Raw genomic sequence first — 24,941 nt, forward strand, 5'->3', positions numbered from 1 at the left:
CGCCTCAGAACGGAACGACGAGGTCGTAGATGCGCTGGCCCCAGGCGGGCTGCTGCACATCCATCAAGCGCCCGCGCCCGCCATAGGAGATGCGGGCCTCGGCGATCTTGTTGTAGGCGATCTGGTTGTGGCCGGTGATGTCGAGCGGGTTGACGATGCCGGCGACGTTCAGCACCCGCACCTCGTAATTGACGAGAATCTCCTGCGAGCCGCTGATCATCAGATTGCCGTTCGGCAGCACGTTGGTCACCACGGCGGCGACCGAGAGCTGGAGCTTCTCGGAGCGGTCGATGGAGCCCTTGCCCTTCACGCCGGTGTCCGAATGCATGTTGAGGTCGCCGCTGGCCGAACCGGCGGCGCCCGACCAGCCGAAGCCCTCGGCGGCCACGGCGGTGTCGAGTCCGGCCTTCTGCGCGGAGTTGCGCGAGCGGTCCGTCTGGTTGTCGAACTGGGCCTTGTCGTTGATGGCGATGTCGACCGTCACCACGTCGCCCACCCGGGTGGCGCGGATGCTGCGGTACAGGCTCTGCGAATCCTGGTTCCAGGTGGAGGCGAAGCTGCGCGCGGGGGTGGGCGGCAGCGCCATCGGAATGGGATCGCTCGGCTGGTTGATGCCGTAGCCCACCGGGGTCAGCGAGGGGCCGAAGGCGAGGTTGTCGTGATTGTTCTGGCAGCCGGCCAGCGCCAGCGCAGCCAAAGGCAGGACGAGGCGTTTCATGAGGACTTTCCGTCGGGCTGCGGACGCTTGGCGATGCCGACCATCACGCCGGTGAGCCGGGCGGCGCGGGCCGGGTCCATTTCGTTGAGGATGGCGCTGGCGACGCGCGGATTCAGTTTGGCGAGGATGGCGGCGGCGGGGTCGTCGCCCATGATGGTGAGCTGTGCAGAGGCCGCGTCCGGGCGCATCTGCGAGAACACCGCGATCACCGCGTCGTCGGCCTTGCGCAGGAACTCCTCGCGGCGCGCGAGCCACTGCTCATATTCGGCGCGCTTGGCTTCGAGGCGTGCGATGCGGGCCTCGATCTCCTGGCCCATCGCGTCAAGCGCGGCCTTCTGGCGGGCGAAGCGGGCGTCGCGCACCTGGTCGACGATACCCTGGCAGTACTGGTCGGCATTGTCGCCGGTGGGCGCAGGTGGCGCCGGCCGGGTGGCGGTGATGGCAGCGGCGGGGCTGGCGGTCTCCGCCGCCGCCGGCGCGGTCTCGGCGTGGAGGCTGAGCGCGCCGAGCGAGGTGGCGCCCAGCGTCAGCGCAACGAGGATGGCGAGGTCGACGGCGCGCTCGCTCCAGCCTGGGCGGCCCGGCCTGTGCTTCGCTGGCACGGCGACGGGTGCGGGCTGCGCGTCGATGCGGGCGGCGAGGCAGAGCCCGGCACTGAGGAGGCCGAGCACGCCACCAGTGGCGACGGCGCAGATGTGGGTAAGGACGAGCATCGTGGTCATGTGCATGTTTCCCCGGTTGGCTCCCCGATCGGGCCGCGCTGCCGGCGTTACTGGATCACCAGCTCGGCCTGCAGCGCGCCGGCCGTCTTGATCGCCTGAAGGACCGAGATGATGTCCGTCGGCCTCATCCCCATACGGTTCAGACCTTGCACGAGGGTCTCCAGATCGGGGCCCTTGACCACGGCGAGATAGCCGCCCTCCTGCTGCACCTGCACGTCGGTGCGCGGCACCACGACGGTCTGGCCGTCGGAGAAGGGCGCGGGCTGGGAGACTTCCGGCGTCTCGGTGACGCGCACGGTGAGCGTGCCCTGCGTGACGGCGACGGTGGAGATCTTCACGTTGCGGCCGATCACGACGGTGCCGGAGCGCTGGTCCACGACCACGCGGGCGGGAGAGTCGGTCTCCACCGGCAGGTCGCCCAGTATGGCGAGGAAGCGGGCCGGCGGGATATTCGGCGGGCGCAGCACGGAGACGCTGCGCAGATCGCGCGCCATCGCCACCGGCCGGTCGGGGCCGCCGAGCTTGCCATAGTCGAAGCTCGCCTTGCCGAAGCGGGCATTGATGGCGTCGGCAACGCGGGCGGCGGTGGCGAAGTCCGGATTGTTCAGTTCGACGACGAAGTTCGGCAGGTCGGAGAGTTGGCCGGGCGCGGCCCGTTCCACCAGCGCGCCGTTGGGAATGCGCGCGGCGGTCGGCACGCCCTGGGTGATGCTGTCGGCCTCGCCCGCCGCCGTGTAGCCGGTGACGGCGAGCTGGCCCTGCGCCACTGCATAGGTCTGCCCGTCCGGGCCGTTCAGCGGGGTGATCAGCAGCGTGCCACCCTTCAGCGAGGTGGCATCGCCCATCGAGGCGACGTTGATGTCGATGCGGGTGCCGGCGCCGGCGAAGGGCGGAAGGTTCGCCGTGACCGCGACCGCCGCCACGTTGCGCGCGCGCAGCGGCAGGCCCCGCGTGCTCACCCCCATGCGGTCGAGCATCGACTGCATGGCCTGCTCGGTGAAGGGCGAGTTGCGGAAGGTGTCGCCGGTGCCCTGCAGGCCGATGACGAGGCCGTAGCCGAGCAGCTGGTTGTCGCGCACGCCCTGGATCGAGGAAATGTCCTTGATCCGGGTGGCGGCGCCCGCGTCTACGGCGCTCAGCGCCATCAGGAGAAGGGCGGCGAGAAGGCGTTTCATGGCGTGCCCACCCGCACCGAGCCGTCCGACTGCACGACGCCGGTGACGATCTTGCCGCTGTCGGCGTTCTTGAGGCGCACGACGGCGCCGACCACGCCGGATTCGAGCGGCACGCCGGTGGCGCTGATGGAGAGTCCGTCCTTCTCGAAGCGGATCTCGGCGGCGACGCCGCGCGTGACGAGCTGGCTCTCGCCCACCGCCATAGTCGGCACGAGATTCCCGGCGAGCAGGGTGCGCCGCGCCACCTTGCCGACGAGCTGGCCGCGGCTCACCGCCACCGGATACTGGGTGGCGACGGCGGCCGGGAAGGGACGCTCGGCCAGCATCGCATCGGTGATGGTCTCGCCGGCGGCGATGGTCGAGGCGGCGACCGGAAGCTGAAGCTCGGCCGGCGGCGGGGGCAGGGTCGCGACGGCGGACGGTGCCGGCGGCGGCTCCGGAGTCGACGCGGCCGCCGCGACGCTGTCGGCGATGGGCTGCCGGGCGAGCGTCGCGCGGTCCTGCGCGAACGCGCCGGAGGTCGTGCCGAGAAGAGCGCAGCAAAGCGCCAGCGCGACGCCCGCGCCGGTCTGAAGGCGAAGCATGGCTGATCTTCCCGGTTAGCGGATGCCCTTGGAGACGGTGGCTGCCATCTCGTCGGCGGCCTGGATGACCTTGGAGTTCATCTCGTAAGCGCGCTGGGCCGAGATGAGCTCGGTGATCTCCTTCACCGGATCGACGTTGGAGTTCTCCAGATAGGCCTGGTGGATGCTGCCGAAGCCGGTATCGCCGGCGACGCCGGTGACGGGCTGCCCGGAAGCGTCGGTCTCGCGGTAGAGATTGTTGCCGATCGGCTCCAGCCCGCCATCATTGGCGAAATTGGCCAGGCTGAGCTGGCCGAGGAGCTGGGGCGTCGTCTGCGAGGCGACCTTGGCGTAGACGCTGCCGGTCTCGTTGATGACGATCTCGGTCGTGTCGGCCGGGAAGGTGATGGCGGGCTCGACGACATAGCCGTCATTGGTGACGAGCTCGCCGCTCGGACCCTTGCTGAACGAGCCGGCGCGCGTGTAGAGCGCCTCGCCCGTGGGGCCGGTGATCTTGAACCAGCCGCGCCCGTTGATGGCGAGGTCGAGCGGGTTGCCGGTCTGCGCCAGCGGGCCCTGCATGTGCAGGTTGCGGACGCCGACCGTACGCACGCCGAGGCCCACCAGCGCGCCGTCCGGCACGGGAAGCCCGCCATCGACATTGGGCACGCCCTGCGCGCGCTCGGCCTGGTAGAGCAGGTCGGCGAATTCGGCTCGTGCGCGCTTGAAGCCCGTCGTGTTGATGTTCGCGATGTTGTTCGCGATCACCTCGACATTGGTCTGCTGCGCGCTCATGCCGGTAGCGGCGATAGCCAGTGCTCTCATCTCTAATTCCTCAGATCGCCATCCGCGATATTTCCTGATAGGCGGCGACGACCTTGTCGCGCACCGCCAGCGCCGTCTGGAGCGTCTCCTCAGCGGCCATGATGCTCTGCACGACCTGCTGCACCGAGGCGCGGCCCTGAATGCCGGTGATCGCGGTGGCCTCCGCGCCCTTCAGCGCGTTGACCGCCTGCCCCGAGACATCGGCGAGTACGTCGGTGAAGTCCGCGCCCGACACGGCGCGTGGCTGGGCGACGGCGGCGCTGGCGCCGGTCGCCGAGGTGGCGGATGCGGCGGCCGGGCCCCGCAGGGAGGTGAGCGAGTTTAGCGCGTCGAGCATCATCCGGCCCTCAGCAGGTCGATGGTCATGGAAATCATCGCGCGGGCCTGCTTCATCATCTGGAGATTGGCCGAGTAGGACCGGCCGGCCTCCCGCAGGTCCGCCATCTCGACGAGGGCGTTCACATTGGGCAGCTTGACGTCACCATTGGCATCGGCGGCCGGATTGCCCGGATCGTGCTCGACCTCGAAGGGCGTGGTCCGATCGACGCCGAGCGAGCGCACCGCGACGCTCGTCATGCCGGCGGCGCGGTCGGTGCGGCTGGCGAACTCGATGGTCTTGCGCCGGTAGGGTTCGGCGCCCGGCGTGTTGCCGGTCGAGCGGGCATTGGCGATGTTCTCGGAGGCCACGCGCATGCGCAGCGACTGTGCCTGCATTCCCGAGCTGGCGATGGAGGCGATTGAATTGAGCGCGTCGGTCATCAGCTGCTCCTCACGCTGGCCAGCACCATGCGGTGGAAGGCGCGCACGATGCTGGTGTTCAGGCTGAAGGCCCGGTTCACCTCGTCGGCCTTGACCATCTGCTGGTCGAGGCTCACCGAGTTGCCGGAGGCGGAAACGTCCCAGCTCTCGGCATCGCCCACCTTGATCCGCGCCGCCTCGCCCGGACCCGGCCCGATATGGCCGGGCGCGGTGCGCGCGGGCGTCAGATGGGTATGGTCGAGCACGGCCGAGAAGGCCTCGACATCGGCCGCGCGATAGCCGGGCGTGTTGGCATTGGCGATGTTCGCGGCGATCGTCGCCTGCCGCGCCGATGCCCAGGCGGCATGACGGGAGGCGAGACCGAACAGGAAGATCTGGTCCAATGGGGGTCTCCACGTTTCGATGCGGGGACCCTAGGACGAGAACCTTGCACGAGGCTGGGACGCCCCGGCGGCGGGCTAGTGCGCGCTCAGCCGCGCGGCTGCCAGCGCCGCCTCGAAGCGGGAGAGGTCCTCCGCCTCGCCGGCGGTGGGGACGGCGGCGAAGTCGATGCTGTCGATGTGCACGCCGATGGCGTCGGCATCGAACACGATGTGGAACTCGGCCGTCAGTTCGGGCCGGCGGAAGCTCATGGCGATGGAGACCAGAGGGGGCAGTCCCCAGTCGCTGTCGATCACTGCCCGGCGCGCATAATGAAACTGGCCCGGCTTGAGGAACAGCTCGGCCGAGGAGGCGATCAGGTCGTCGATATTGCCGTCCTGCTGCCCGCTCAGATAGGCCATGACTACGCCGGCATTGGTGAGGCACAGCTCGGCGAGGAAGCCGTGCAGCGTCTCCGCCAGCGCCTTCTCGTAGCGCAGCAGGGCGAGCGGGGGCAGGCTCGCGCGGTCGAGGCGTCGGCGTCCCTCATTTGCGGACATCTTGGCCTCGCGCGTAGATGAAGTAGAGGATCTTGGCCACCGGCCGGTAGAATTCCTGCGGGATCCACTGGTCGACCTCCACCGCGTCGTAGAGGGCTCGGGCGAGCGCGCGGTCCTCCACGACAGGCACGCCGCTGCTCTCGGCGATGGAGCGGATCTTCAGCGCGATGAGATCGGCGCCCTTGGCGAGCACCAGCGGCGCGCCGCCCTTCACCCGGTCATATTGCAGGGCGATGGCGTAGTGGGTCGGGTTGGCGATCACCAGCGAGGCGCGCGGCACCGCGTTCATCATGCGGTGGCGGGCGCGTTCCTTGGCCAGCGAGCGCAGGCGCGCCTTGACGATGGGGTCGCCCTCGGCCTGCTTGAACTCCTCCTTCACCTCCTGCCTGGTCATGCGCAGCTCCGCGCGCCAGCTCAGCCGCGACCAGACGAGATCGATGCAGACGAGGGCGATGGTCGCCACACAAATGCCGGAGACAAGCCGCACCGCCAGCCCCAGCAGCATGGAGGGTACCTGGTTCGGGTCGCTCGACATGGCGCCGATGATGCTGTCCCGGCCGGAGACCAGCAGGAGCACGCAGATCGCCGAGATGGCGAGGAACTTGAACACCGACTTGCCGAACTCGACATGCCCGCGCGTGCCGAAGATGCGCTTCCAGCCCGCCGCCGGCGAGACGCGCGACCATTGCGGGCGGATGCGCTCCCCGACGAGGCGGGGCGTGTTCTGCGCCAGCGAGGCGACGAGCCCGCAGGCGGCCATCACCAGCACGATCGGCAGAAGGAAGCGGGCGGAAAGGTCGAACGCCATCCACAGAAGCGCCACCGCATCGTCCGAGCCGGACAGGCGGAAACCGCCGGGATCGTCGATCAGGCGGGTGAGGCCTTCGGCGAGCAGGCGGGTCTGCGGTCCGGCGAAAAAGGAGAGGCTGACGAGAATGCCGAGCAGGGAGGCGAACAGCGTCGCCTCGCGGGAGAACGGCACATTGCCTTTCTCGAGGGCGTCGGAAATCTTCTTCTCGCTCGCCTCCTCGGTCTTGCTCTCCTTGTCGTTATCCTCGGACATGGCCGATCCTGGATTGCGGGGGGCTAGCGCACATAGGCCTCGTCCTCGCCGCCGGCGTTGAGCTCGATCTCGCCGCGCCCGGCCATCTCCAGCGCCATGTCGGTGATGGCCCGGCGGGCCTCGTGCACGTCGCGGTGCGAGGCGGGCTCGCTGCTCATCAGCTCCTGCTCGACCATGCGGCGCACGCGCGAGCCGAGCGATTGCAGGATCACCTCGCGGAAGTCGGCATTGGTGCCCTTGAGCGCCATCACCGTGCGGTCGTTCGGCACCTGGTCGAACAGCGCGGTGCGCGCGCGGGGCGGCAGGTTGATGATGTCGTCGAAGGTGAACAGCAGGCCCTTGAGGATCTCCGCCGATTTCGGACGCGTCGAGGAGAGACTGGCCAGCATGTTCTCCATGTCGTCGCGCTCCATCTTGTTGATGATGTCGGCGATGCGGGCATGGGTGTCGGCGCCGGAATTGCGCGCGAGATTGACCATGAAGTCCTCATGGATGGTGTTCTCGATGATGCGCATCGTCTCGTCGACGATCGGCTTGAAGCCGAGCATCCGGCGCATGATGCCGTTGCGCATCGCCTCGGGCAGGTGGCTCAGCACCTTGGCGGCGCAGGAGGGCTTTACGCGCGACAGCACGAGGGCGCCGATCTGCGGATGCTCCTTCATCACATAGGTGGCGATGGTGCCCTCGGTGACGCCGGAGATGCGGTCCCAGATCGAGTGGTTCGCCGCACCGAGCACGTCGGTCATGATCGCGGCGATCTGCTCGGGCGGCAGCACGCCGTCGAGCATCCGCTCCACGTCGCCGGGCGAGCCGACCACATTGGCGCCCGCCACGAACTGGGTGGCGAAGTCCTCGATGGCGAGCTCCACCTGGCTGGTGGTGACCGGCCGCATCTCGGCGATGGCCCGGGTGATCGTCTTGATCTCCTCGGGCTCGAAATGCTTCATCAGCCGCGCCGCCACCGGACGGCCCATGGCCATCAGCAGCGCGGCCACGCGGTCGGGGCCCTGAAGCGGGCGGGAGACGCGGCTGGCGACGGCGGTCATGGACGTCCCCGTCAGCGCGCCGGCTCGGGACCGCCGGAACCGACGATCTCGGTGAGCGAGACGCCGAAGCGCGAATTGTCCTCGTCGACGACGACGACCTCGCCGCGCGCGATGATGCGCCCGTTAACCACGATGTCGACCGGCTCGCCCACGCGCCGGTCGAGCGGCACGATGGCGCCGCGCCCGAGCTTCATGAGCTGGGCGACGGGCAGGTTGGCGGAGCCGAGCACGACCTGCAGCGTGACAGGCACGCGCAGCAGCGAATCGAGGCCGCGGCCGCCGAAGCTCTCCTCGGCGACGGCGCCCGGCGCCAGAGGTTCGGGGGCGAAGGTTTCGAGGGCCATGGACATGTCTCCCACGGGATCAGGTCGGGTCGCCGGCGTGCGGCAGGGGGGCGGCGTGGCGGCGCTCGGCGCGCTCGATGCGGCCGAGCAGGTTCTCTGCCTGGCCGATCCGCACGCAGAGTTCGCCGAGCAGCACGCGGCTGTCGTCGTTCAGCAGGGCCACGGCGTCGCGCGCTTCGGCCAGCGCGGCGGCGCTGTCGTTGAGCGCCAGCCGGTAGTTCCGCCCGGTGCGCGAGAGCTCGCCGAGCTTGCGGTACATCGTCACGACGCAGCCGCTGGTCACCACGAGGGCGACGAACAGCAGCGCCTCAGCGGGGGAGAATGTCATCGATGAACTCCTGTTCGAGGTCGACCGCCTCTTCGACGCGAAGCACGTAAGCACCCTCGGCTTGCCCGAGGCTGCACCAGAACAGCGCCTGCTCGGCGCTCTCCAGCTTGACGCGGCTGCGCGGCGTCGCCTGGAGTTGGAGGATCTGCCCGACTGCGAGCTGCGAGGCCTCGCCCAGCGAGATCTCGCGCTGCTCCAGCACCGCTCGCAGCCGCACCTCGGTACGCTGCACCTCGCCGCGTATGTGCCGGGTCCAGACCGGATCGCGCGGCGAGGAGTCGCCGGCCGCCGTGCTGGCGAGCTGCTGGCGCATAGGGGTGAGCGCGCCCTGCGGGATGAGCACGAACATCTCGCCGCCGCGGTTGAGCGCCTGCAGCAGGAACTTGGCGCAGATGGCGAGGTTGTTGCGCCGGCCGATGACGGCGAAGTCCATGCGGGTTTCCAGCCGCTGGAACCTGAACGTCGTCTGGCTGACGAGGGCGAAGCTGCCCTGCAGCGCCTTCGCCACCTGCTCGAACAGCGCGGCGGCGATGCGCATCTCGATGTTCGAGAAGGAGCGCTCGTCGTCCACCGGCGGCTCGGAACCGTCGGCGCCGAACAGCACCTCGATCATCGAGAACACGAAGTCGCGGTCGAAGCCGACGATGACGTGGCTGTCCCATTCCGGGGAGTGGAACACGCCGACGATGGCCATGCCCTCATAGCTGTCGAGAACGTCGCCGATGCGCCCGCTCTCGACATGGCTCAGCGAGTAATAGGCCTGCGAAGCCGCAAGCTGGCGCAGGCTCTCCGCGCAGGCCGTGGCCATGCGGTCGAAGATGACGTGCAGCATCGGCAGCTTGTCGAGCGACAGGCCGGCGGCGTCGAGCAGAAGGTCGCGAATGTCGGCGGGCGTGCCGCCCTCGGGGGGGACATGGACGTTCATGGATCAGGCCGCCTGCTGGACCGCCGCGAGGGTCGGCACGTTGGAGATGGCTTCCGCCTCGACCTCGTCGATGGTCGGGCGTTCCCCGGAGGAGATGGTCTTGCGACCGTGCTCCAGGGCGATCTGCGGCAGGGCGCCGTTCATGTAGGCGATCAGCGACTGCTTCACGATGACGAAGGGCTGGCACTGCTTCTCGCGCGTCAGCTTGATCTTCTGGGCGAGCGGCGAAAGGATCGCGTAGGAGCCGTAAATGCCCACCAGCGTGCCGATCAGCGCCGAGCCGATGTAGTGGCCGAGGATTTCCGGCGACTGGTCGATGGCGCCCATCGCCTTCACGATGCCGAGCACCGCCGCGCAGATGCCGATCGCCGGCATGGCTTCGGCCACCGTTCCGATCGCGCCCGCGGGCTTCAGCTTGTGTTTCTTGACGGTGGAGATTTCCTGTTCCATCAGCCCCTCGATCTCGTGCGAGCGGGCATTGCCGATGACGATCAGGCGGGCATAGTCGCAGATGAACTGCGTCAGCTCCTTGTCCTTCAATATGTCCGGGAAGTGCTGGAACAGGCTGGAGTTCTGCGGGTCGTCGATATGGCCTTCGACCTCGTTGCGCGGCCGGGTGCGCAACTCGCGCATCAGCGCGTAGAGAAGGCCGAGCAGGGCGAGGAAGTCCTTGCGCTTGGGCGCCTTGCCCGAGAACGCCTGGCCGAGCGCCTTGCCGGTGTCCTTGATCGTCGACATCGGGTTGGCGATGACGAAGGTGCCGAAGGCGATGCCGAAGATGATGAGATATTCGAAGGGCTGCCAGATGACCTCGATGTGGCCGCCCATGGCCATGAAGCCGCCGGCCAGCGAGGCCATTCCAAGGATGATGCCGATCAGGACGCCCAAGGCGATTGCCCTCCGTTTGCGGCGTCCGGTCTAGGCGGGGAAGATTGCGCGAGGCTGGCCGGAGTGCGCGGCCGGCGGGGGAAGCCCGGCGCAAGCTTGGCGCGCCACGGTGCGCGGCAACGCAGCCGGGCTCCGCCATGGACACCACGCTCTCGACCTACCAGTTCCTCACGCGCAACCTGTCGCGCACCCTGTCGCTGAAGGCGGCCGAGCCGACCGTGGCGCTGGAGACCAAGTATTTCCTGGCGACCGTGCCGACGATCAAGACGGTGGACGCCTTTCTCAAGAACACGCGTGTCTTCACCTATGCGATGAACGCCTTCGGCCTCGGCGACATGGCCCACGCCAAGGGCTTCATGCGCAAGGTGCTGAACGAGGGCATCACCAGCGGTACATCCTTCGCCAACAAGCTCAATGACGAGCGCTTCACCGCCTTCGCGAAAGCCTTCGATTTCGAGAGCTATGGCGCGCTCGCGACCTCGCGCACCGCCGCGCGGCAGGACGTCGCCGACAAATATGTGCGCCAGGCGCTGGAGGTCGATGCCGGGACCGAGAACGAGGGCGTGCGCCTCGCGCTCTATTTCCAGCGCGAGGCGCCGAAGGTGAAATCGGCCTACGGCATTCTCGCCGACGCCGCGCTGTGGAAGGTGGTGAAGACCGTCTACGGCTTTCCCGACGCCATGGCTTCCGCTGCCATCGACAAGCAGGCCGCCGCCCTGAAGCAGCGGCTCGATCTCGCGACGCTGAAGGACCCCGTGCAGATCGACCGGCTGCTGCGCCGCTTCACCGCGCGCTGGGACGCCCAGCAGGGCGTCGCGTCCTCGCCCGTGCTCGCCCTGTTCGGCGGCTCCGGCGTCGGGTCGAATGTCGGCATGGCGCTCATAAACCTCAAATATGGAGGCTGACCGTGACGGCTCCTTATGTCGCCATCTCCGCCCAGATGGCGGCCGACCGGCGCATGGCGACCATCGCCAACAATATCGCCAACATGAACACGCCCGGCTACCGTGCCGAGAACATCCGCTTCGAGACCATCCTCTCGGGCTCGGGCGCCGCACAGGCGGGCTACGCCTCCGAGGGGGAAAGCTACACCTCGCTGGCGGCGGGGCCGGCCATCTATACCGGCAACCCGCTCGACGTGGCGCCGCAGGGCGAGGCCTGGTTCGGCGTCAAGGGGCCGGGCGGCACCGCCTACACACGCGATGGCCGGCTCCACATGGGCCCCGCGGGCGAGTTGCTGACGGTCGAGGGCTATCCGGTGCTGGATGCCGGGGGCACCGCGCTTCTGGTCGATCCGAGCGCCGGCGAGGTGCGCATCGGCGCCGACGGCGCGATCACGCAGGGCTCCAGCCGGGTCGGCACGCTCGGCCTGTTCACCATGCCGGGCGGCGCCAAGTTCACCCGCCATGGCGGCTCGCTGGTCACGCCCGACCGCGCCGCCCAGCCGGTGCAGGACTTCAACCGCACCGGCGTTCGTCAGGGCTATATCGAAGGCGCCAACGTCGATTCCGTCATGGAGATGACGCGCCTCATCGCCGTGCAGCGTACCTTTGAGATGGCGGCGCAGGCCGTGCAGCAGAACGAGGATTCGACCTCCGAGGCGATCCGCACGCTGGGGCCGGGCGCGTGAACGCGCTCGCGCGGCTGGAGGCGGCCGTCCAGTCCGGGCTCGGCGAGCAGCCGTTCCTGCGGGTCTCCGGCCTCGTGCGCGAGGTGGCGCCGACGCATTTCACCGTCGCCGGCCTCTCGGCGCATCTGATGCTCGGCGACTGCGTGGGCGTGGAGCTCGGCGACCGCACGCTGGTGGGCGAGGTGGTGCGCCTCGACCGCGAGGGCGCCACAGTGAAGCCGTTCGACGAGCGTGCCGCGGTCGGCATCGGCATGCCGGCCTTCCGCACCGGGGCGCTGTCCTTCCGCCCGCATCCCGACTGGAAGGGGCGGGTGATCGACGCTTTCGGCCGGCCGCTCGACGGCGCGGGGCCGCTTCTGCCCGGCGACGCGCCGCGCCCGCTGGAGGCCGACCCGCCGGCTGCCATGACGCGGGCGCGCATTGAGAAGCCGCTGCGCACCGGCGTTGCCGCCATCGACCTGTTCACTCCGCTCTGTCAGGGCCAGCGCATCGGTATCTTCGCCGGTTCGGGCGTCGGAAAGTCGACCCTGCTCGCCATGCTGGCGCGCTGCGAGGGCTTCGACACGGTGGTGGTGGCGCTGGTCGGGGAGCGCGGGCGAGAGGTGCGCGAGTTCCTCGAAGGACCGCTTGCCCCGAACCGGCACCGCTCGGTCGTCGTGGTCGCCACAAGCGACGAGAGCCCGATGATGCGCCGCCTCGCCCCGCGCGCCGGCTTCGCGGTGGCCGAATATTTCCGCGACCGGGGCGAATCCGTTCTCCTGATCGTGGACAGCGTGACGCGCTACGCCCATGCCGCGCGCGACGTCGCGCTGGCGGCGGGCGAGCCGGCGGTGGCGCGCGGCTATGCGCCGAGCGTGTTCAGCACGCTGCCGCGCCTGCTGGAGCGCGCCGGGCCCGGCCCGGAGGGCGCGGGCTCGATCTCCGCCATCTTCTCCGTGCTGGTCGACGGCGACGACCATAACGACCCGGTGGCCGACGCCATTCGCGGCACGCTGGACGGCCATATCGTGCTGGATCGCGCCATCGCCGATCAGGGGCGCTTCCCGGCGATCAACGTGCTGCGCTCGGTCTCGCGCCTCGCCGACCTCGTCTGGAGCCCGGAAGAGCGCGAGTTGATCCGCCGGCTCCGCGGCCTGATCGCCCGTTTCGAGGACACGCGCGATCTCCGGCTGATGGGTGGCTACCAGCCGGGCACGGATGGCGAACTCGACCAGGCGGTGGCGGTCGTTCCCCGCATCTACGAGGCGCTGTCGCAATATGCCGACGCACCGGCCTGCCGCGAGCCCTTCGCCGCGCTCGCCGCCGCGATCCGCGGCTGATCTTCCGTCAGGCCAGTCTCGCGCAAGCCTTGCGCGCTCAACTGGCACCACGACGCTCCAGGAGTGATGAGATGAGCCTTTACGGGATGATGCGCACCGGCGTGTCCGGCATGAACGCGCAGTCCAACAAGCTGGGCACGATCGGCGACAACATCGCCAATTCCGGAACTGCCGGCTACAAGCGCGCCTCGACGGAATTCTCCACGCTGCTGCTGCAGAGCAGCACGGGCGAGTACAATTCCGGCGCGCTGAACAGCAATATCCGCTACGCGGTGAGCCAGCAGGGGGCGCTGAACTACTCGACCTCCGACACCGACCTCGCCGTGCAGGGCAACGGCTTCTTTCTCGTCTCGGACCCCAACGGCACCTCCTACCTCACCCGCGCCGGCTCGTTCACGGTCGACGCGTCGAGCGGCAATCTGGTGAACGCCGCCGGCTTCACGCTGATGGGCTACGACATCACCAATGGCGACCCGAATGTGGTGCTGAACGGCTCGGGCGGCCTGCAGCCGGTGCGCGTCGCCGATGTCCGGCTCGCCGCCAATCCCTCGCGCGGCGGCGCCTTCGCCGCCAACCTGCCGGCCGCCGATCCGGCGGTCGCCGGCGCGACGCCGGCGGCGAATGTCGCGGGCTCGCAGTTCTCGCAGAAATCCTCGCTGGTCGCCTTCGACAATCTCGGCAGCGAGGTGACGCTCGACGTCTATCTCACCAAGACCGGCGACACGCCGATCTCCTGGGAAATGACGGTGTTCGACCGCGCCGGCGCGGCGGCGGGCGGGGGCTTCCCCTATGCGGGCGCGCCGCTGGCCAGCCAGACGCTGAGCTTCGACAATCTCGGCGCGCTGACCTCGACGCCTTCGCTCGCGCTCAACGTGCCGAACGGCCAGGCGCTCACCCTCGACCTGACCGGCATGACGCAGCTCGCCGACGACTACACGCCGCTCACCGCGACCGTGGACGGCAATGCGCCGAGCTCGGTGTCGAGCGTGACCATCGACGGCGACGGCGTGGTCTCGGCCATCGACATGAACGGGCGCAAATCGCCGCTCTACAAGATCCCGCTCGCCTTCGTCACCAGCCCGGACAACCTGTCGCCCAAGGCCGGCAATGTGTTCGAGACCACCAACCAGTCGGGCGGGCTGCAGGTCGGCTTCGCCAATCAGGGCGGGCTCGGCACGATGGTCGCGGGCGCCACCGAGCGCTCCAATGTCGACATGGCGACCGAGCTCACCGAGATGATCGCGGCGCAGCGCGACTACACCGCCAATTCCAAGGTGTTCCAGACCGGCTCCGAGCTGCTCGACGTGCTGATGAACCTGAAGCGGTGATGCGCTCATGAGCCTCTCGCTCGCCCTCAACACCGCGCGTTCGTCGCTGTCGGCGACCTCGACGCAGATCGACGCCACCGCGCGCAACATCGCCAATGCCGGGCAGGCGGGCGCCTCGCGCAAGATCGCCGTCACTACGACGGTCGCCTCGGGCGGTGCCTATGTCGTGTCGGTGTCGCGGGCGACCGACAGCGCGCTCTATGCGCGGATGATCGGGGCGACGTCCAACGCGGCCGGCAGCCAGGCGCTGCTCGACGGGCTCGACCGGCTGAAGGAGGGCGTCGGCGATCCGACCGGCGACAACTCGCTTACGGCACGCCTCGGCGCGCTCGGCGACGCGCTCGGCCAGTTCGCCAACGCGCCGGACGATCCGGCGCTCGGCGCCCGCACCGTCACCGCCGCGCAGGACACGGCGCGCGCGCTCAACACCGCCGCCGCTGCCGTCCACGCCGTGCGCACCGATGCGGATGCGGCGATGGCGCGCTCGGTCGCGCGGGTGAACGACCTGCTCCAGCGCTTCGGCGTCGAGAACGATGCGGTGGTCAAGGGCACCGCCTCCGGCGCCGATGTCACCGATGCGCAGGACCGGCGCGACAGCGTGCTCGCCTCCCTCGCCGAGGAGATGGGCGTCACCGCCGTCGGTCGCGGTAATGGCGACATGGTGCTCTACACCGATGGCGGGGCGACGCTGTTCGAGACCCGTCCGCGCGCCGTCTCCTTCCAGACCACGCCGGTGCTGACCGCCGGCATGGCGGGAAAAGCGGTGATGGTCGACGGGGTCAGCGTCACCGGCACGGATGCGGCAATGCCGCTACGCACCGGCCGCATCGCTGGCCTTGCCGAGCTGCGCGACACTACCGCGCCTACCTTCGAGACCCAGCTCGACGGCATCGCCCGGGGGCTCGTCGACGCCTTTGCCGAAAGCGACGCCTCCGGGGCCGGACTGTCGCCCATGGCGGGGATGTTCACCGCCGGCTCGGCGGACCTGCCGGCCGGCGCCACCGGACTTGCCGCGCGTCTCGCCGTCAACCCGGCGGTCGATCCAGCGCAGGGCGGCACGCCAACGCTGCTGCGCGACGGGGGCATCAACGGCGCTGCCTATCAGGTCAACACAGGTGGGGCGGCAAGTTTCGGCGACCGGCTCCAGCAGCAGAGCGACGCACTGGCGGCGGTGCGCGACTTCGATGCGTCGTCGCGCATTCCCAGCCGCTCCAGCGTGGCAGATTTCGCCACCGCCTCGACCGGCTGGCTGGAGGGCCAGCGCCAGGCCGTCGCCGCCACGGCGGACAGCGAGAAGGCGCTGCTCTCGCACGCCTCCGACGCCCTCTCCAACGCGACCGGCATCAATATGGACGACGAATATGCGCGCCAGCTCGACCTGGAGCGCAGCTATCAGGCGTCCTCGAAGCTGATCGGCGTGATCAACAGCCTGTATGACGCGCTGCTGCAGGCCGTGAGGTAGTCCCATGCATTCGGCCTTCATCTCCTCGCTGTCGCTGAACAATTCGCCCCGCGCGGCACTGCCCCGGCTGCAGACCGAGCTTGCCAAGGCGAGCAAGGAACTCACCACCGGCCAGCGTGCCGATGCCGGGCTCGACCTTGGCGTCGGCATCGGCGAGAGCGTGACGCTGCGGGCCGAGCAGGCGAGCCTGCAGAGCCTGATCGACGGCAACGCCTCGACGGCGGCGACGCTCGACCGCACGCAGGCCGCGCTCGACGACATACGCTCGCAAGCCGACGGCCTGCAGCAGGCGATGCTCGGCCTGTCGCAGTCCGGCGGCGCGGCCACGACGCTGGTGCAGAAGAGCCGCGACGCGCTCGACGCGCTGACCTCCACGCTGAACCTGTCGGATGGCCGGCGCTATCTGTTCGGCGGCGTCAACAGCGGCGCCAAGCCGATGACGGCGCTGGCCGACGGGCCGGGAGCGGCGATCGCCTCCGCCTTCGCCGCCCGCTTCGGTCTCGATCCGGCCAATCCGCAGGCCGACCCGAAGGTGGCCGACATCGGCGCGGCCGACATGGCCGACTTCATCGACACCAGCTTCGCCGGCTTCTTCGACGAGACGGGCTGGGGTGCCACCTGGTCGGACGCCTCCTCGCAGAACCGCTCCGCCGCCATCTCCTCGAACGAGCGCATCGAGACCGGCGCCAACGCCAACGCGCCAGCCATGCGCAAGCTCGCCATGGCATACGCGATGGTGGCGACGCTGGGCACCGCCGGGCTGACGGGCGACGCGCAGGACACGGTGCTGTCGAAGGCACGCGCGCTCATCGGCGCCGGGGTCGGCGGCGTCACCGACATGGCGACGCGGATCGGCACCGCGCAGAACCGGATCGAGGCCGCCGACACGCTGATGCGGGCCGCGCTCGACGGCGGCAGCCGGCGCCTCAACGCGCTGGAAGCCGTCGACCCCGCGGAGGCGAAGACGAGGCTCGACATGCTGACGACGCAGATCGAGATGTCCTACTCGCTGACCACGCGAATTCTGAAGCTTTCCATCATGGACTACGTCTAATCGAAGGAGTCGACAGATGTACCGCTACTCCTATGCAGAAATACTCGGGGATTCCGGGGTGGAGGGGCGCGGCGACGAGCGCCTGGCGCTCGATCACGTCATCGAGCTCCTGAACGCGGCGCAGGCCAACGGCCCGCAGTCGCCGGAGGCCGCGCAGGCCGTGCTGCAGCTCCAGAAGCTCTGGGGCTTCCTCATCCGCGACCTCGCCGATCCGCATAACGAACTGGCCGACGCGCTGCGCGCCAACCTGATCTCGATCGGCCTGTGGATCATCAAGGAAGCCGACCAGATCGTGCAGGAACGCTCGGCCAATTTCGCCGGACTCATCGAGGTGAACCGCACCATCCGCGACGGGCTGATGTGAGGACGCCATGCTGATCACCCTCAAACCCGGCGAGCGCATCTACCTGAACGGCGCGGTGATCCGCGTCGACCGTAAGGTGGCGATCGAGCTTCTCAACGATGTCGACTTCCTGCTGGAGAACCACGTCCTGCAGGTGGAGGACACCACGACGCCGCTGCGCCAGCTCTATTTCGTGGTGCAGACCATGCTGATCGAGCCGCGCAAGATGGCGCAGGCGCAGAAGCTGTTCCGCGAGCAGCTCGCCGGGCTGATGACCTCGTTCCGCGACGAGGCGGTGGTGGCGATGCTCGGCGACGTCGGCAACCTCGTCGACGGTGCGCGCTATTTCGAGGCGCTGCGCGTCATCCGCCGGCTGTTCATCGTGGAAGGCGCCATTCTCGGCGCCGGCACGCCGCGGCCGCGGGCGGCCTGAGGAGGCGACAATGACCGATGTCAGTGCCGTCGGCGGCCCGGCCTCGAGCGCCGCCACTTCCAGCGCCAAGTCGTCCTCGGGCGCGCTCGACTACACGGCCTTCCTCCAGCTCCTCATCGCCCAGATGAAGAACCAGGACCCGACGCAGCCGATGGATTCGGCCCAGTATATGGGCCAGCTCGCCGCCTTCTCGCAGGTCGAGCAGAGCGTGGCGGCGAATTCGAAGCTCGATTCGCTGCTCACCGCCTCCTCGCTCCAGATCGCCGACGCGGCGGTCGGGCGGACGGTGACGAGCGCCGACGGCAGCGTGAGCGGACGCGTGGCCTCGGTGCGCATCAATTCGGACGCGCCGGTCGCCACCCTCACCGACGGCCGCGAGATCGCGCTCGGCGCCGGCATCCGGATCGCGTGACGCATGAACGAGGTCGACGCGCTCGACATCGTCCAGTCCGCCATCTGGACGATCATCGTCGCCGCCGGGCCGGCGGTGGCCGCCGCCATGCTGGTCGGCGTCGCGGTGGCGCTGTTCCAGGCGCTGACGCAGGTCCAGGAAGTCACCCTCACCTTCATCCCGAAGATCATCGCGGTGCTCGTCGTCACCGCGCTGACCGCCACCTTCATCGGCCAGCAGATCCTCGCCTTCACGCAGGAGATCTACGGCCGGATCGGCACGGGCTTCTGAGCCATCATGAGCGAGATCAGCGTCGCCTCCCCGCCCGAGCGGGCCTCCCGCCGCGATGTCGGCTTCGCCATCGGCGTCGTCGCGATCCTGACGATCCTGTTCCTGCCGATTCCCGCCCCTCTGATCGACCTGGGGCTGGCGCTCTCCATCGCGCTGTCCGTGCTGATCCTGATGGTCTCGCTGTGGATCCAGAAGCCGCTCGAATTCTCGGCCTTCCCGACCGTCCTGCTGATCGCGACGCTGCTGCGCCTGGCGCTCGGCATCGGCACGACGCGCCTCATCCTCTCGCATGGCGGCGACGGCGTGCATGCGGCCGGCCACATCATCAGCGGCTTCGCCCAGCTCGTGATGAGCGGCGATTTCGTGATCGGCATCGTGGTCTTCGTGATCCTGATCACGGTCAACTTCCTCGTCATCACCAAGGGCGCCACCCGCATCGCCGAGGTCGGCGCGCGCTTCACCCTCGACGCCATCCCCGGCAAGCAGATGGCGATCGACGCCGATCTCAATGCCGGGCTGATCGACGACAAGGAGGCGCAGCGGCGCCGGCACGAGCTTGAGGAGGAAAGCGCCTTCTTCGGCTCGATGGACGGCGCCTCAAAATTCGTGCGCGGCGAGGCGGTGGCGAGCCTCATCATCATCGCCGTCAACATCTTCGGCGGCATCATCATCGGCGTCACCCGTCACGGGCTGGCGCTCGGCGACGCCGCCGACGTGTTCACCCGCCTCTCCGTCGGTGACGGGCTGGTGTCGCAGATTCCCGCGCTGATCATCTCGCTCGCTGCCGGCCTGCTGGTCTCCAAGGGCGGTACGCGCGGCTCGACCGACAAGGCGGTGCTGGGCCAGCTCGGCGCCTATCCGCGCGCGCTCTATGTCGCCTCGGGCCTGCTGTTCTGCCTGTCGCTGGTGCCCGGCCTGCCGCTGCTGCCTTTCGCGGCGCTCGGCGGGGTGATGGGTTTCGTCGCCTACAAGGTACCCGAGCATGTCGCCCGCCAGAAGGCGGCCGAGGCGGCGCGCGAGGCCGAGAAGCAGCAGCAGCAGGAGGCGGCGCAGGCCAAGGACTCGGTCAGAGAATCGCTGCGCTCGGCGGAGATCGAGATCGCCGTCGGCAAGCAGCTCGCCACGGTGCTGCTGCGCAATCCCGGCGAGATCGCCCATCGCATCGGCAAGATGCGGCGCAAATTCGCCGAGCGCTACGGCTTCGTGGTGCCGGACATCCGGGTCGGCGAGGCGCTGTCGCTGCCGGCAAAGAACTACCAGATCCGCATGCACGGCACCGCCGTCGCCGGGCTGGAGATGCGGCTCGGCGAGATGCTGGTGGTGGTCGGCGACGGGCCCTCACCCGACGTGCCCGGCGACGAGACCCGCGAGCCGGCCTTCGGCATGAAGGCACTGTGGGTGTCGGAGGCCTATGCCGCCGAGGTGAAGCGCGAGGGCTTCTCGCCCATCGACGCGCTCTCCGTGGTGCTGACCCATGTCAGCGAGGTGGTGTCGAACAATCTGGCACAGCTCCTGTCCTACAAGGACATGCGCGCGCTGCTCGACCGGCTCGACCCCGAATACAAGCGCCTGATCGAGGACATCTGCCCCTCGCAGATCTCCTATTCCGGCCTGCAGGCGGTGCTGAAGCTGTTGCTCGCCGAGCGCGTCTCGATCCGCAACCTGCACCTCATCCTCGAGGCGGTGGCCGAGATCGTGCCGCACGCGCGGCGCACCGAGCAGGTGGTCGAGCATGTGCGCATGCGCATGGCTCAGCAGATCTGCGGCGACCTCTCGGAGGGCGGCGTGCTGAAGGTGCTGCGGCTCGGCGCGCGCTGGGACCTGACCTTCCATGAAAGCCTGAAGCGCGATGCGAAGGGCGAGGTGATCGAGTTCGACATCGACCCGCGCCTTGTCGAGCAGTTCGGCACCGAGGCGGCGGCGGCGATCCGCGAGAAGATGCGCAGCTCCGGCGGCTTCGCGCTCGTCACCGCGCCGGACGCCCGCCCCTATTTGCGGATGATCGTCGAGCGCATGTTTCCCTCCCTGCCGGTGCTCTCGCATGTCGAGATCGCGCGCGGCGTCGAGATTTCCTCGCTCGGGGCGATCTCGTGATGCCGGGCGCGCAGGCGCAGGCATTCGTGCTGCCGGCTTTCCTCATCTTCTGCCGGCTCGGCGCCTGCCTCATGGTGATGCCGGTATTCTCCAGCTCGCGCCTGCCGGTGCGGGTGCGGCTGTTCCTGGCGGTCGGCCTGTCGCTCGCGCTGACGCCGCTGCTCGGCGAGCCGATCCGCCTGATGCTGGCCTCCCGCACGCAGGCGGGCATCCTCCTTGCCGGCGCAGGCGAACTCGCCATTGGCGGCATGATCGGGCTGCTGGCGCGCTGCTTCTTCCTCGCGCTCCAGGCGCTGATGAGCGCCGCTGCGCAGGCCGTCGGCCTTGCCACGCCGGCCGGTATGGTAGCGGAGGAGGAGGGGCAGCTTCCGGAGATCGCGACGCTGCTGACGCTGTGTGCCTCGACGCTGCTGCTGATCACCGGCCAGCACTGGGAGCTGCTGCGGGCGCTGGTGGATTCCTACACGCGCCTGCCGCCGGGCGGCACCTTCCAGGCCGGCGGGGCGCTCGGCCTCTATGTCGATCGCCTGGCCGACACTTTCCTGCTGGCGCTGCGGCTGGCCAGCCCGTTTCTCATCTATTCGATGGTGGTGAACTTTGCCGTCGGCCTGACCAACAAGCTGGTGCCGCAGATCCCGGTCTATTTCATCGCCACGCCGATCGTCACGGCGGGAGGGTTGTTCCTCCTCTATCTCGTCGGCGACGAGCTTCTCACCATGTTCACGACCGCCTTCGCCCAGTGGCTGGCGGTGGGCTGAGCCATGCGCGAGGCCCTGCGCAAATGCCGGCGCATCGAGGCGGTGCAGGACCAGCTCCACCGCCGCGCCGAGGCCGAGGCGGCGCGGCTGGAGCGCGCGCTCGCCGACGTCGACGCCGAGCGGCGCGCCGTGCTGGCGGCGATGAGCCATGAGGATTTCGCGCCGCTGATGATCGCCGCCGCCGCCCGCCGGCTGCGCGGGCTCGACGCCGAGATGGCGCGCCTGCGCGCCGAGCTGGAGGCGCAGAGGGCGCGTGTGCGCGAGGCCGCCATCCGCCTCAAGCTCGCCGAGGGCCTCTCCGAGAAAGCCGGCGTGCAGGCGCGCGCGCATGACGAGCGTCGCGCGCTCGACGAGGCGCTGGAGGCGGCGGTCGCCCGCAGCCACGCAAGCTTCCCGCCAGCCTGACCTGCGAGTGTGCACCGAACGAATGAAACGGTGCACCCGATGAGCATCAAGCCCCCGTCCGACATTCTTCTCGACGTCATGCATGCGGCCGACCCGCAGAAGGCGCAGGCGATTGCCGCGCGTCTGCGGCAGGCCTCCACGCTCGCGTCGAACGGCGCGCCGGCCGATGCGCCGGCGAACGCCATGGCCTTTGGCGAGATGCTCGCCGGTGCGGCGCCGATCCGGCCCGCTTCCTTCGAGCCCGCTTCGCCGCTGGGATCGGCTTCCGCCACCACGCTTGCCAACGCCACCGCCCTGTCGGCGAACCGGAATTCCACCGTCTCGCCTTCCTATCGCCGCTTCGAGGCGATGGCGCTCGGCGGCTTCATCGAACAGATGCTGCCCAAGACCTCCGCCACGCTCTACGGCGCGGGCACGGCAGGGCAGGTCTGGCGCTCCATGCTCGCCGAGCGGATCGCCGACCGGATCGCGCAGGCCGGCGGCATCGGTATCGCCGAGCGCATCGCCACCGCGCGTTCGACACGGGAGGTCGCATGAGCGTGAACCCGTCCACCGTGATGCTGGAAGGCGTGCTCGACCGGCTGGAGGAGACCCTCACGCTGGAGACCGATGCCCTGCGCAACCGTCACCTCCTCGACTTCGAGGAGATCAGCCGCCGCAAGAGCCGCAGCCTGCTGGAACTCAGCCGCGCGGTGCGCACGCTTCCCGGCACGCTGGAAGGCGCGCTGCTGGCCCGTCTGGCGCGCCTGCGCGCCACACTCACGGCCAATCGCGACCTGCTCGAACTGCATCTGGCCGCTGCGCAGGAGGTCGCCGCCATTCTCGGCGAGGCGCTGCGCGCGGCCGAATCGGACGGCACCTATTCGGCGGCGCTCGGCACAAGGCGGGCCGCGCCATGATGCGGATGCTGATGATCGGCGTGTGGGTCTGCCTGATCACGCTGCTGGCAAGCTATGGCGGGGCCTATTGGAGCGCGGGCACGCCCTCCGGTCCGGCCGAGGAACCCTATCTCGCCGGGCTCGAATATCGCCGGCTCGACCCGATCAACGTGCCGATGATCATCGATGGCGCGGTGCGCGGCTATGTGGTCGCCAAGCTCGTCTTCACCGCCGATGCGGCGGCGCTGCACAAGCTGGCGGTCGAGCCGCAGGTCTTCGTGACCCATGCCGCCTTCGACGAGATCTACACCAACGGGCGCGTCGAATTCGGCAAGCTCTCGAAATATAACCTCGCTGAAATGATGAACAACATCAAGGTGAAGGTGAACGAGACCGTCAAGGGTCCCCTCGTCCAGGAGGTCCTCGTCGACGGCATCAACTACATCGACAGAACAGAGATTCGCTCGGTTGCCGATCGGATCGTCGACCGCAGCAAACCGTCGGCCGTGAAGGCCGAGCCGGCAACCCATTGACCAGAGATTATCGGACATTCACATGAAGATCATCGGTAAAATCTACGCCATCGTCGCCACGGTGGGGCTTTCGACGGTGCTCGTCGGCGGCATCTCCGTCTATGCCCTCAGCCACCAGGCCGATACCTCGGCCACCCTCGACATGCTGCAGCGTCAGGCGTTTCTCGCCGAGCGGATCAACGGCATCGTCAGCTCCGTCGTGATGGATGCGCGCGGCGTCTACATGTCTCCCGATCTGGGGGCCGCCAAGCCCTTCGCGGACGGCATGAAGCGCAATATCGAGCAGCTTCGCGACGTCGCCAAGGAAGCGGCCGTTCTCGACGAAGGCGACGAGCGGCTGGGCTTCTCGGCCGTTGCCAGCGACATCGCCAAGTTCATCGAGTTCCGCACCGAGACCGTCCGTCTCGCCACCGAGCAGGGCCCCCAGGCGGCGAATGTGCAGGGCAACAACGACGCCAATCGCGCCAACCGCAAGGCGCTCCAGGCCTCGCTCGCTGAGCACGTCGAACGGCTGCGCTCCCTGACGGAGCCGCTGCGCGAAAAGTTCAACAGCCTCAATGTCTGGGCCGAATTCATCATCATCGGCACGACGCTGATCGGACTGCTGCTCGGCGTCGGCGCCGCTCTGTTCATCGGGACGGTGACGCTGAGCCGGCCCATCCGCCGCGTAATCGAGACGGTTCAGACCGTCGCAGGCGGCAATCTCGACGTGGAAATCGAAACCACGGCCGGCAAGGACGAGATCGGCGACCTCTGGCGTTCGACCGGCGAGCTGCTGGAAACGCTGAAGGAGGCCGAGCGGCTGCGCGAGGAGCAGCGTTCGGCGGCCGGCCGGCTGGAGGCGGAAAAGCGCGAGGCCATGCGCCAGCTCGCCGACCGCTTCGACAGCGAAGTGTCGGGCGTGGTGCGCTCGGTGGCCGCCGCCGTCACCCAGCTCGAACATTCCGCGTCCAGCATGAGTTCGTCGGCCGACGAGACGAGCCGGCAGTCGACGGTCGTCGCCGCCGCCGCCGAACAGGCGACCGGCAATGTGCAGATCGCCGCCTCGGCGGCGGAGGAGCTTGCCGCCTCGGTGCGCGAGATCGGCCAGCAGGTCTCCGTCGCGGCCCGCATCGCCGGCGACGCCACCGAGCAGGCGACCGGCACCGCCGAAGTGGTGCGCGGCCTTGCCACCAGCGCCCAGCGCATCGGCCAGGTGGTGAACCTGATCACCGATATCGCCTCGCAGACCAACCTGCTGGCGCTCAACGCGACCATCGAGGCGGCGCGCGCCGGCGATGCCGGCCGGGGCTTCGCGGTTGTGGCGATGGAGGTGAAGACCCTGGCGGAGCAGACCTCGAAGGCGACCGACGAGATTTCCTCGCAGATCGCCGCCGTGCAGGGCGCGACCAACGATGTCGTGCGGGCCATCGAGAACATCTCGGGCACCATCCGCCGCATCGACGAGATTTCGTCCGCCATCGCGGCCTCCATCGACGAGCAGGGCGCCGCCACCGGCGAGATCGCCCAGAACGTCCACCAGGCGGCGCAGGGCACGCAGGAGGTCTCCTCCAGCATCTCCTCGGTCAGCGTCGCGGCGGCCGATACCGGCCGCGTGTCGAGCGAGATCGTGCGGTCGGCCACCGATCTGTCGGCCCAGGCGACCCGCCTGCGCTCGCAGTTCGACACCTTCATCGAGCAGATCCGCGCGGCCTGAGCCGCGCGGAACCGACGCCGCCATTCACGAGTGTCAGCCCGAGCCCGAGT

Annotated in this window: 32 protein-coding genes; 17 read left to right on the top strand and 15 right to left on the bottom strand. The window is 69.0% G+C overall.

Annotation, left to right across the window (positions count from 1 at the left end; all coding sequences use genetic code 11):
* Positions 1 to 4: 4 nt before the first annotated feature.
* The 15 genes from flgH to motA form a co-directional block, all read right to left on the bottom strand.
* A complete protein-coding gene (gene flgH, locus MWN33_RS07640; RefSeq protein ID WP_247199900.1) occupies positions 5 to 718 on the bottom strand; it encodes a flagellar basal body L-ring protein FlgH in 714 nt (237 codons plus the stop codon).
* Entirely contained in the window at positions 715 to 1,440 is a 726-nt protein-coding gene (locus tag MWN33_RS07645) for a MotE family protein (RefSeq protein WP_247199901.1), read from the bottom strand. The genes flgH and MWN33_RS07645 overlap by 4 nt, the downstream gene beginning before the upstream one ends.
* Before the next feature lie 47 nt (positions 1,441 to 1,487).
* On the bottom strand, positions 1,488 to 2,615 hold the full coding sequence (gene flgI / locus MWN33_RS07650; protein WP_247199902.1) for a flagellar basal body P-ring protein FlgI: 1,128 nt from the start codon (positions 2,613 to 2,615) through the stop codon (positions 1,488 to 1,490).
* Positions 2,612 to 3,199 carry a flagellar basal body P-ring formation chaperone FlgA gene (gene flgA / locus MWN33_RS07655; protein WP_247199903.1) on the bottom strand — a complete coding sequence of 196 codons (588 nt, stop codon included), beginning with the start codon at positions 3,197 to 3,199 and terminating at the stop codon, positions 2,612 to 2,614. The genes flgI and flgA overlap by 4 nt, the downstream gene beginning before the upstream one ends.
* Before the next feature lie 15 nt (positions 3,200 to 3,214).
* Positions 3,215 to 4,003 (bottom strand): flagellar basal-body rod protein FlgG, encoded by a 789-nt coding sequence (gene flgG, locus MWN33_RS07660; protein ID WP_247199904.1) that lies wholly within the window; start codon positions 4,001 to 4,003, stop codon positions 3,215 to 3,217.
* A 10-nt stretch (positions 4,004 to 4,013) separates the two neighbouring features.
* The gene (fliE, locus tag MWN33_RS07665; protein WP_247200329.1) at positions 4,014 to 4,340 is read right to left on the bottom strand and encodes a flagellar hook-basal body complex protein FliE; all 327 of its coding nucleotides are present in this window, start codon (positions 4,338 to 4,340) and stop codon (positions 4,014 to 4,016) included.
* A complete protein-coding gene (gene flgC / locus MWN33_RS07670; protein WP_247199905.1) occupies positions 4,340 to 4,762 on the bottom strand; it encodes a flagellar basal body rod protein FlgC in 423 nt (140 codons plus the stop codon). The genes fliE and flgC overlap by 1 nt, the downstream gene beginning before the upstream one ends.
* Complete coding sequence (gene flgB / locus MWN33_RS07675) at positions 4,762 to 5,145, bottom strand: flagellar basal body rod protein FlgB (protein ID WP_247199906.1); 384 nt, start codon at positions 5,143 to 5,145, stop codon at positions 4,762 to 4,764. Before flgB ends, flgC begins: the two co-directional genes overlap by 1 nt.
* Before the next feature lie 75 nt (positions 5,146 to 5,220).
* Positions 5,221 to 5,682 carry a hypothetical protein gene (locus tag MWN33_RS07680; protein ID WP_247199907.1) on the bottom strand — a complete coding sequence of 154 codons (462 nt, stop codon included), beginning with the start codon at positions 5,680 to 5,682 and terminating at the stop codon, positions 5,221 to 5,223.
* Positions 5,669 to 6,745 (bottom strand): EscU/YscU/HrcU family type III secretion system export apparatus switch protein, encoded by a 1,077-nt coding sequence (locus MWN33_RS07685; RefSeq protein ID WP_247199908.1) that lies wholly within the window; start codon positions 6,743 to 6,745, stop codon positions 5,669 to 5,671. The genes MWN33_RS07680 and MWN33_RS07685 overlap by 14 nt, the downstream gene beginning before the upstream one ends.
* A 23-nt stretch (positions 6,746 to 6,768) precedes the next feature.
* Positions 6,769 to 7,791: a flagellar motor switch protein FliG gene (locus MWN33_RS07690; RefSeq protein ID WP_247199909.1), complete on the bottom strand. Its 1,023-nt coding sequence runs from the start codon at positions 7,789 to 7,791 to the stop codon at positions 6,769 to 6,771.
* Positions 7,792 to 7,802: 11 nt separating this feature from the next.
* A complete protein-coding gene (gene fliN, locus MWN33_RS07695; protein ID WP_247199910.1) occupies positions 7,803 to 8,135 on the bottom strand; it encodes a flagellar motor switch protein FliN in 333 nt (110 codons plus the stop codon).
* Between the two features lie 19 nt (positions 8,136 to 8,154).
* Complete coding sequence (locus tag MWN33_RS07700; RefSeq protein ID WP_247199911.1) at positions 8,155 to 8,463, bottom strand: hypothetical protein; 309 nt, start codon at positions 8,461 to 8,463, stop codon at positions 8,155 to 8,157.
* Positions 8,444 to 9,388 (bottom strand): flagellar motor switch protein FliM, encoded by a 945-nt coding sequence (locus MWN33_RS07705; protein WP_247199912.1) that lies wholly within the window; start codon positions 9,386 to 9,388, stop codon positions 8,444 to 8,446. Before MWN33_RS07705 ends, MWN33_RS07700 begins: the two co-directional genes overlap by 20 nt.
* A 3-nt stretch (positions 9,389 to 9,391) precedes the next feature.
* A complete protein-coding gene (gene motA, locus MWN33_RS07710) occupies positions 9,392 to 10,276 on the bottom strand; it encodes a flagellar motor stator protein MotA (protein WP_247199913.1) in 885 nt (294 codons plus the stop codon).
* A gap of 137 nt (positions 10,277 to 10,413) precedes the next feature.
* Here motA and MWN33_RS07715 point away from each other — a divergent pair, with 137 nt between their 5' ends.
* The 17 genes from MWN33_RS07715 to MWN33_RS07795 all read left to right on the top strand — a co-directional run bounded on the left by MWN33_RS07715 (position 10,414) and on the right by MWN33_RS07795 (position 24,891).
* Positions 10,414 to 11,181 (top strand): DUF1217 domain-containing protein, encoded by a 768-nt coding sequence (locus MWN33_RS07715; RefSeq protein ID WP_247199914.1) that lies wholly within the window; start codon positions 10,414 to 10,416, stop codon positions 11,179 to 11,181.
* A 2-nt stretch (positions 11,182 to 11,183) separates the two neighbouring features.
* Positions 11,184 to 11,906: a flagellar basal-body rod protein FlgF gene (flgF, locus tag MWN33_RS07720; protein ID WP_247199915.1), complete on the top strand. Its 723-nt coding sequence runs from the start codon at positions 11,184 to 11,186 to the stop codon at positions 11,904 to 11,906.
* Positions 11,903 to 13,225, top strand: coding sequence for a flagellar protein export ATPase FliI (fliI, locus tag MWN33_RS07725; RefSeq protein WP_247199916.1), 1,323 nt, complete (start codon positions 11,903 to 11,905; stop codon positions 13,223 to 13,225). Before flgF ends, fliI begins: the two co-directional genes overlap by 4 nt.
* Before the next feature lie 71 nt (positions 13,226 to 13,296).
* Entirely contained in the window at positions 13,297 to 14,553 is a 1,257-nt protein-coding gene (locus MWN33_RS07730; RefSeq protein WP_247199917.1) for a flagellar hook protein FlgE, read from the top strand.
* A gap of 7 nt (positions 14,554 to 14,560) precedes the next feature.
* Positions 14,561 to 16,015: a flagellar hook-associated protein FlgK gene (gene flgK / locus MWN33_RS07735; RefSeq protein ID WP_247199918.1), complete on the top strand. Its 1,455-nt coding sequence runs from the start codon at positions 14,561 to 14,563 to the stop codon at positions 16,013 to 16,015.
* Positions 16,016 to 16,019: 4 nt separating this feature from the next.
* On the top strand, positions 16,020 to 17,069 hold the full coding sequence (locus MWN33_RS07740) for a flagellar hook-associated family protein (RefSeq protein ID WP_247199919.1): 1,050 nt from the start codon (positions 16,020 to 16,022) through the stop codon (positions 17,067 to 17,069).
* Between the two features lie 16 nt (positions 17,070 to 17,085).
* A complete protein-coding gene (gene flaF / locus MWN33_RS07745) occupies positions 17,086 to 17,433 on the top strand; it encodes a flagellar biosynthesis regulator FlaF (protein ID WP_247199920.1) in 348 nt (115 codons plus the stop codon).
* A 7-nt stretch (positions 17,434 to 17,440) separates the two neighbouring features.
* On the top strand, positions 17,441 to 17,845 hold the full coding sequence (flbT, locus tag MWN33_RS07750) for a flagellar biosynthesis repressor FlbT (protein ID WP_247199921.1): 405 nt from the start codon (positions 17,441 to 17,443) through the stop codon (positions 17,843 to 17,845).
* Positions 17,846 to 17,855: 10 nt separating this feature from the next.
* Entirely contained in the window at positions 17,856 to 18,257 is a 402-nt protein-coding gene (flgD, locus tag MWN33_RS07755) for a flagellar hook assembly protein FlgD (RefSeq protein ID WP_247199922.1), read from the top strand.
* Positions 18,258 to 18,260: 3 nt separating this feature from the next.
* Positions 18,261 to 18,527: a flagellar biosynthesis protein FliQ gene (fliQ, locus tag MWN33_RS07760; protein ID WP_247199923.1), complete on the top strand. Its 267-nt coding sequence runs from the start codon at positions 18,261 to 18,263 to the stop codon at positions 18,525 to 18,527.
* A 6-nt stretch (positions 18,528 to 18,533) separates the two neighbouring features.
* On the top strand, positions 18,534 to 20,621 hold the full coding sequence (gene flhA, locus MWN33_RS07765; protein ID WP_247199924.1) for a flagellar biosynthesis protein FlhA: 2,088 nt from the start codon (positions 18,534 to 18,536) through the stop codon (positions 20,619 to 20,621).
* Entirely contained in the window at positions 20,621 to 21,379 is a 759-nt protein-coding gene (locus tag MWN33_RS07770) for a flagellar biosynthetic protein FliR (RefSeq protein ID WP_247199925.1), read from the top strand. The genes flhA and MWN33_RS07770 overlap by 1 nt, the downstream gene beginning before the upstream one ends.
* Positions 21,380 to 21,382: 3 nt before the next feature.
* The gene (locus MWN33_RS07775; protein ID WP_247199926.1) at positions 21,383 to 21,784 is read left to right on the top strand and encodes a hypothetical protein; all 402 of its coding nucleotides are present in this window, start codon (positions 21,383 to 21,385) and stop codon (positions 21,782 to 21,784) included.
* 39 nt (positions 21,785 to 21,823) lie between these two features.
* Positions 21,824 to 22,321 (top strand): rod-binding protein, encoded by a 498-nt coding sequence (locus tag MWN33_RS07780; RefSeq protein WP_247199927.1) that lies wholly within the window; start codon positions 21,824 to 21,826, stop codon positions 22,319 to 22,321.
* On the top strand, positions 22,318 to 22,683 hold the full coding sequence (locus MWN33_RS07785; RefSeq protein ID WP_247199928.1) for a hypothetical protein: 366 nt from the start codon (positions 22,318 to 22,320) through the stop codon (positions 22,681 to 22,683). The genes MWN33_RS07780 and MWN33_RS07785 overlap by 4 nt, the downstream gene beginning before the upstream one ends.
* On the top strand, positions 22,680 to 23,195 hold the full coding sequence (locus MWN33_RS07790; RefSeq protein ID WP_247199929.1) for a hypothetical protein: 516 nt from the start codon (positions 22,680 to 22,682) through the stop codon (positions 23,193 to 23,195). Before MWN33_RS07785 ends, MWN33_RS07790 begins: the two co-directional genes overlap by 4 nt.
* A gap of 22 nt (positions 23,196 to 23,217) precedes the next feature.
* Positions 23,218 to 24,891 (top strand): methyl-accepting chemotaxis protein, encoded by a 1,674-nt coding sequence (locus MWN33_RS07795; RefSeq protein ID WP_247199930.1) that lies wholly within the window; start codon positions 23,218 to 23,220, stop codon positions 24,889 to 24,891.
* Positions 24,892 to 24,941: the final 50 nt, after the last annotated feature.

This window comes from Ancylobacter koreensis, assembly GCF_023016525.1.
Lineage (GTDB): Bacteria > Pseudomonadota > Alphaproteobacteria > Rhizobiales > Xanthobacteraceae > Ancylobacter > Ancylobacter koreensis.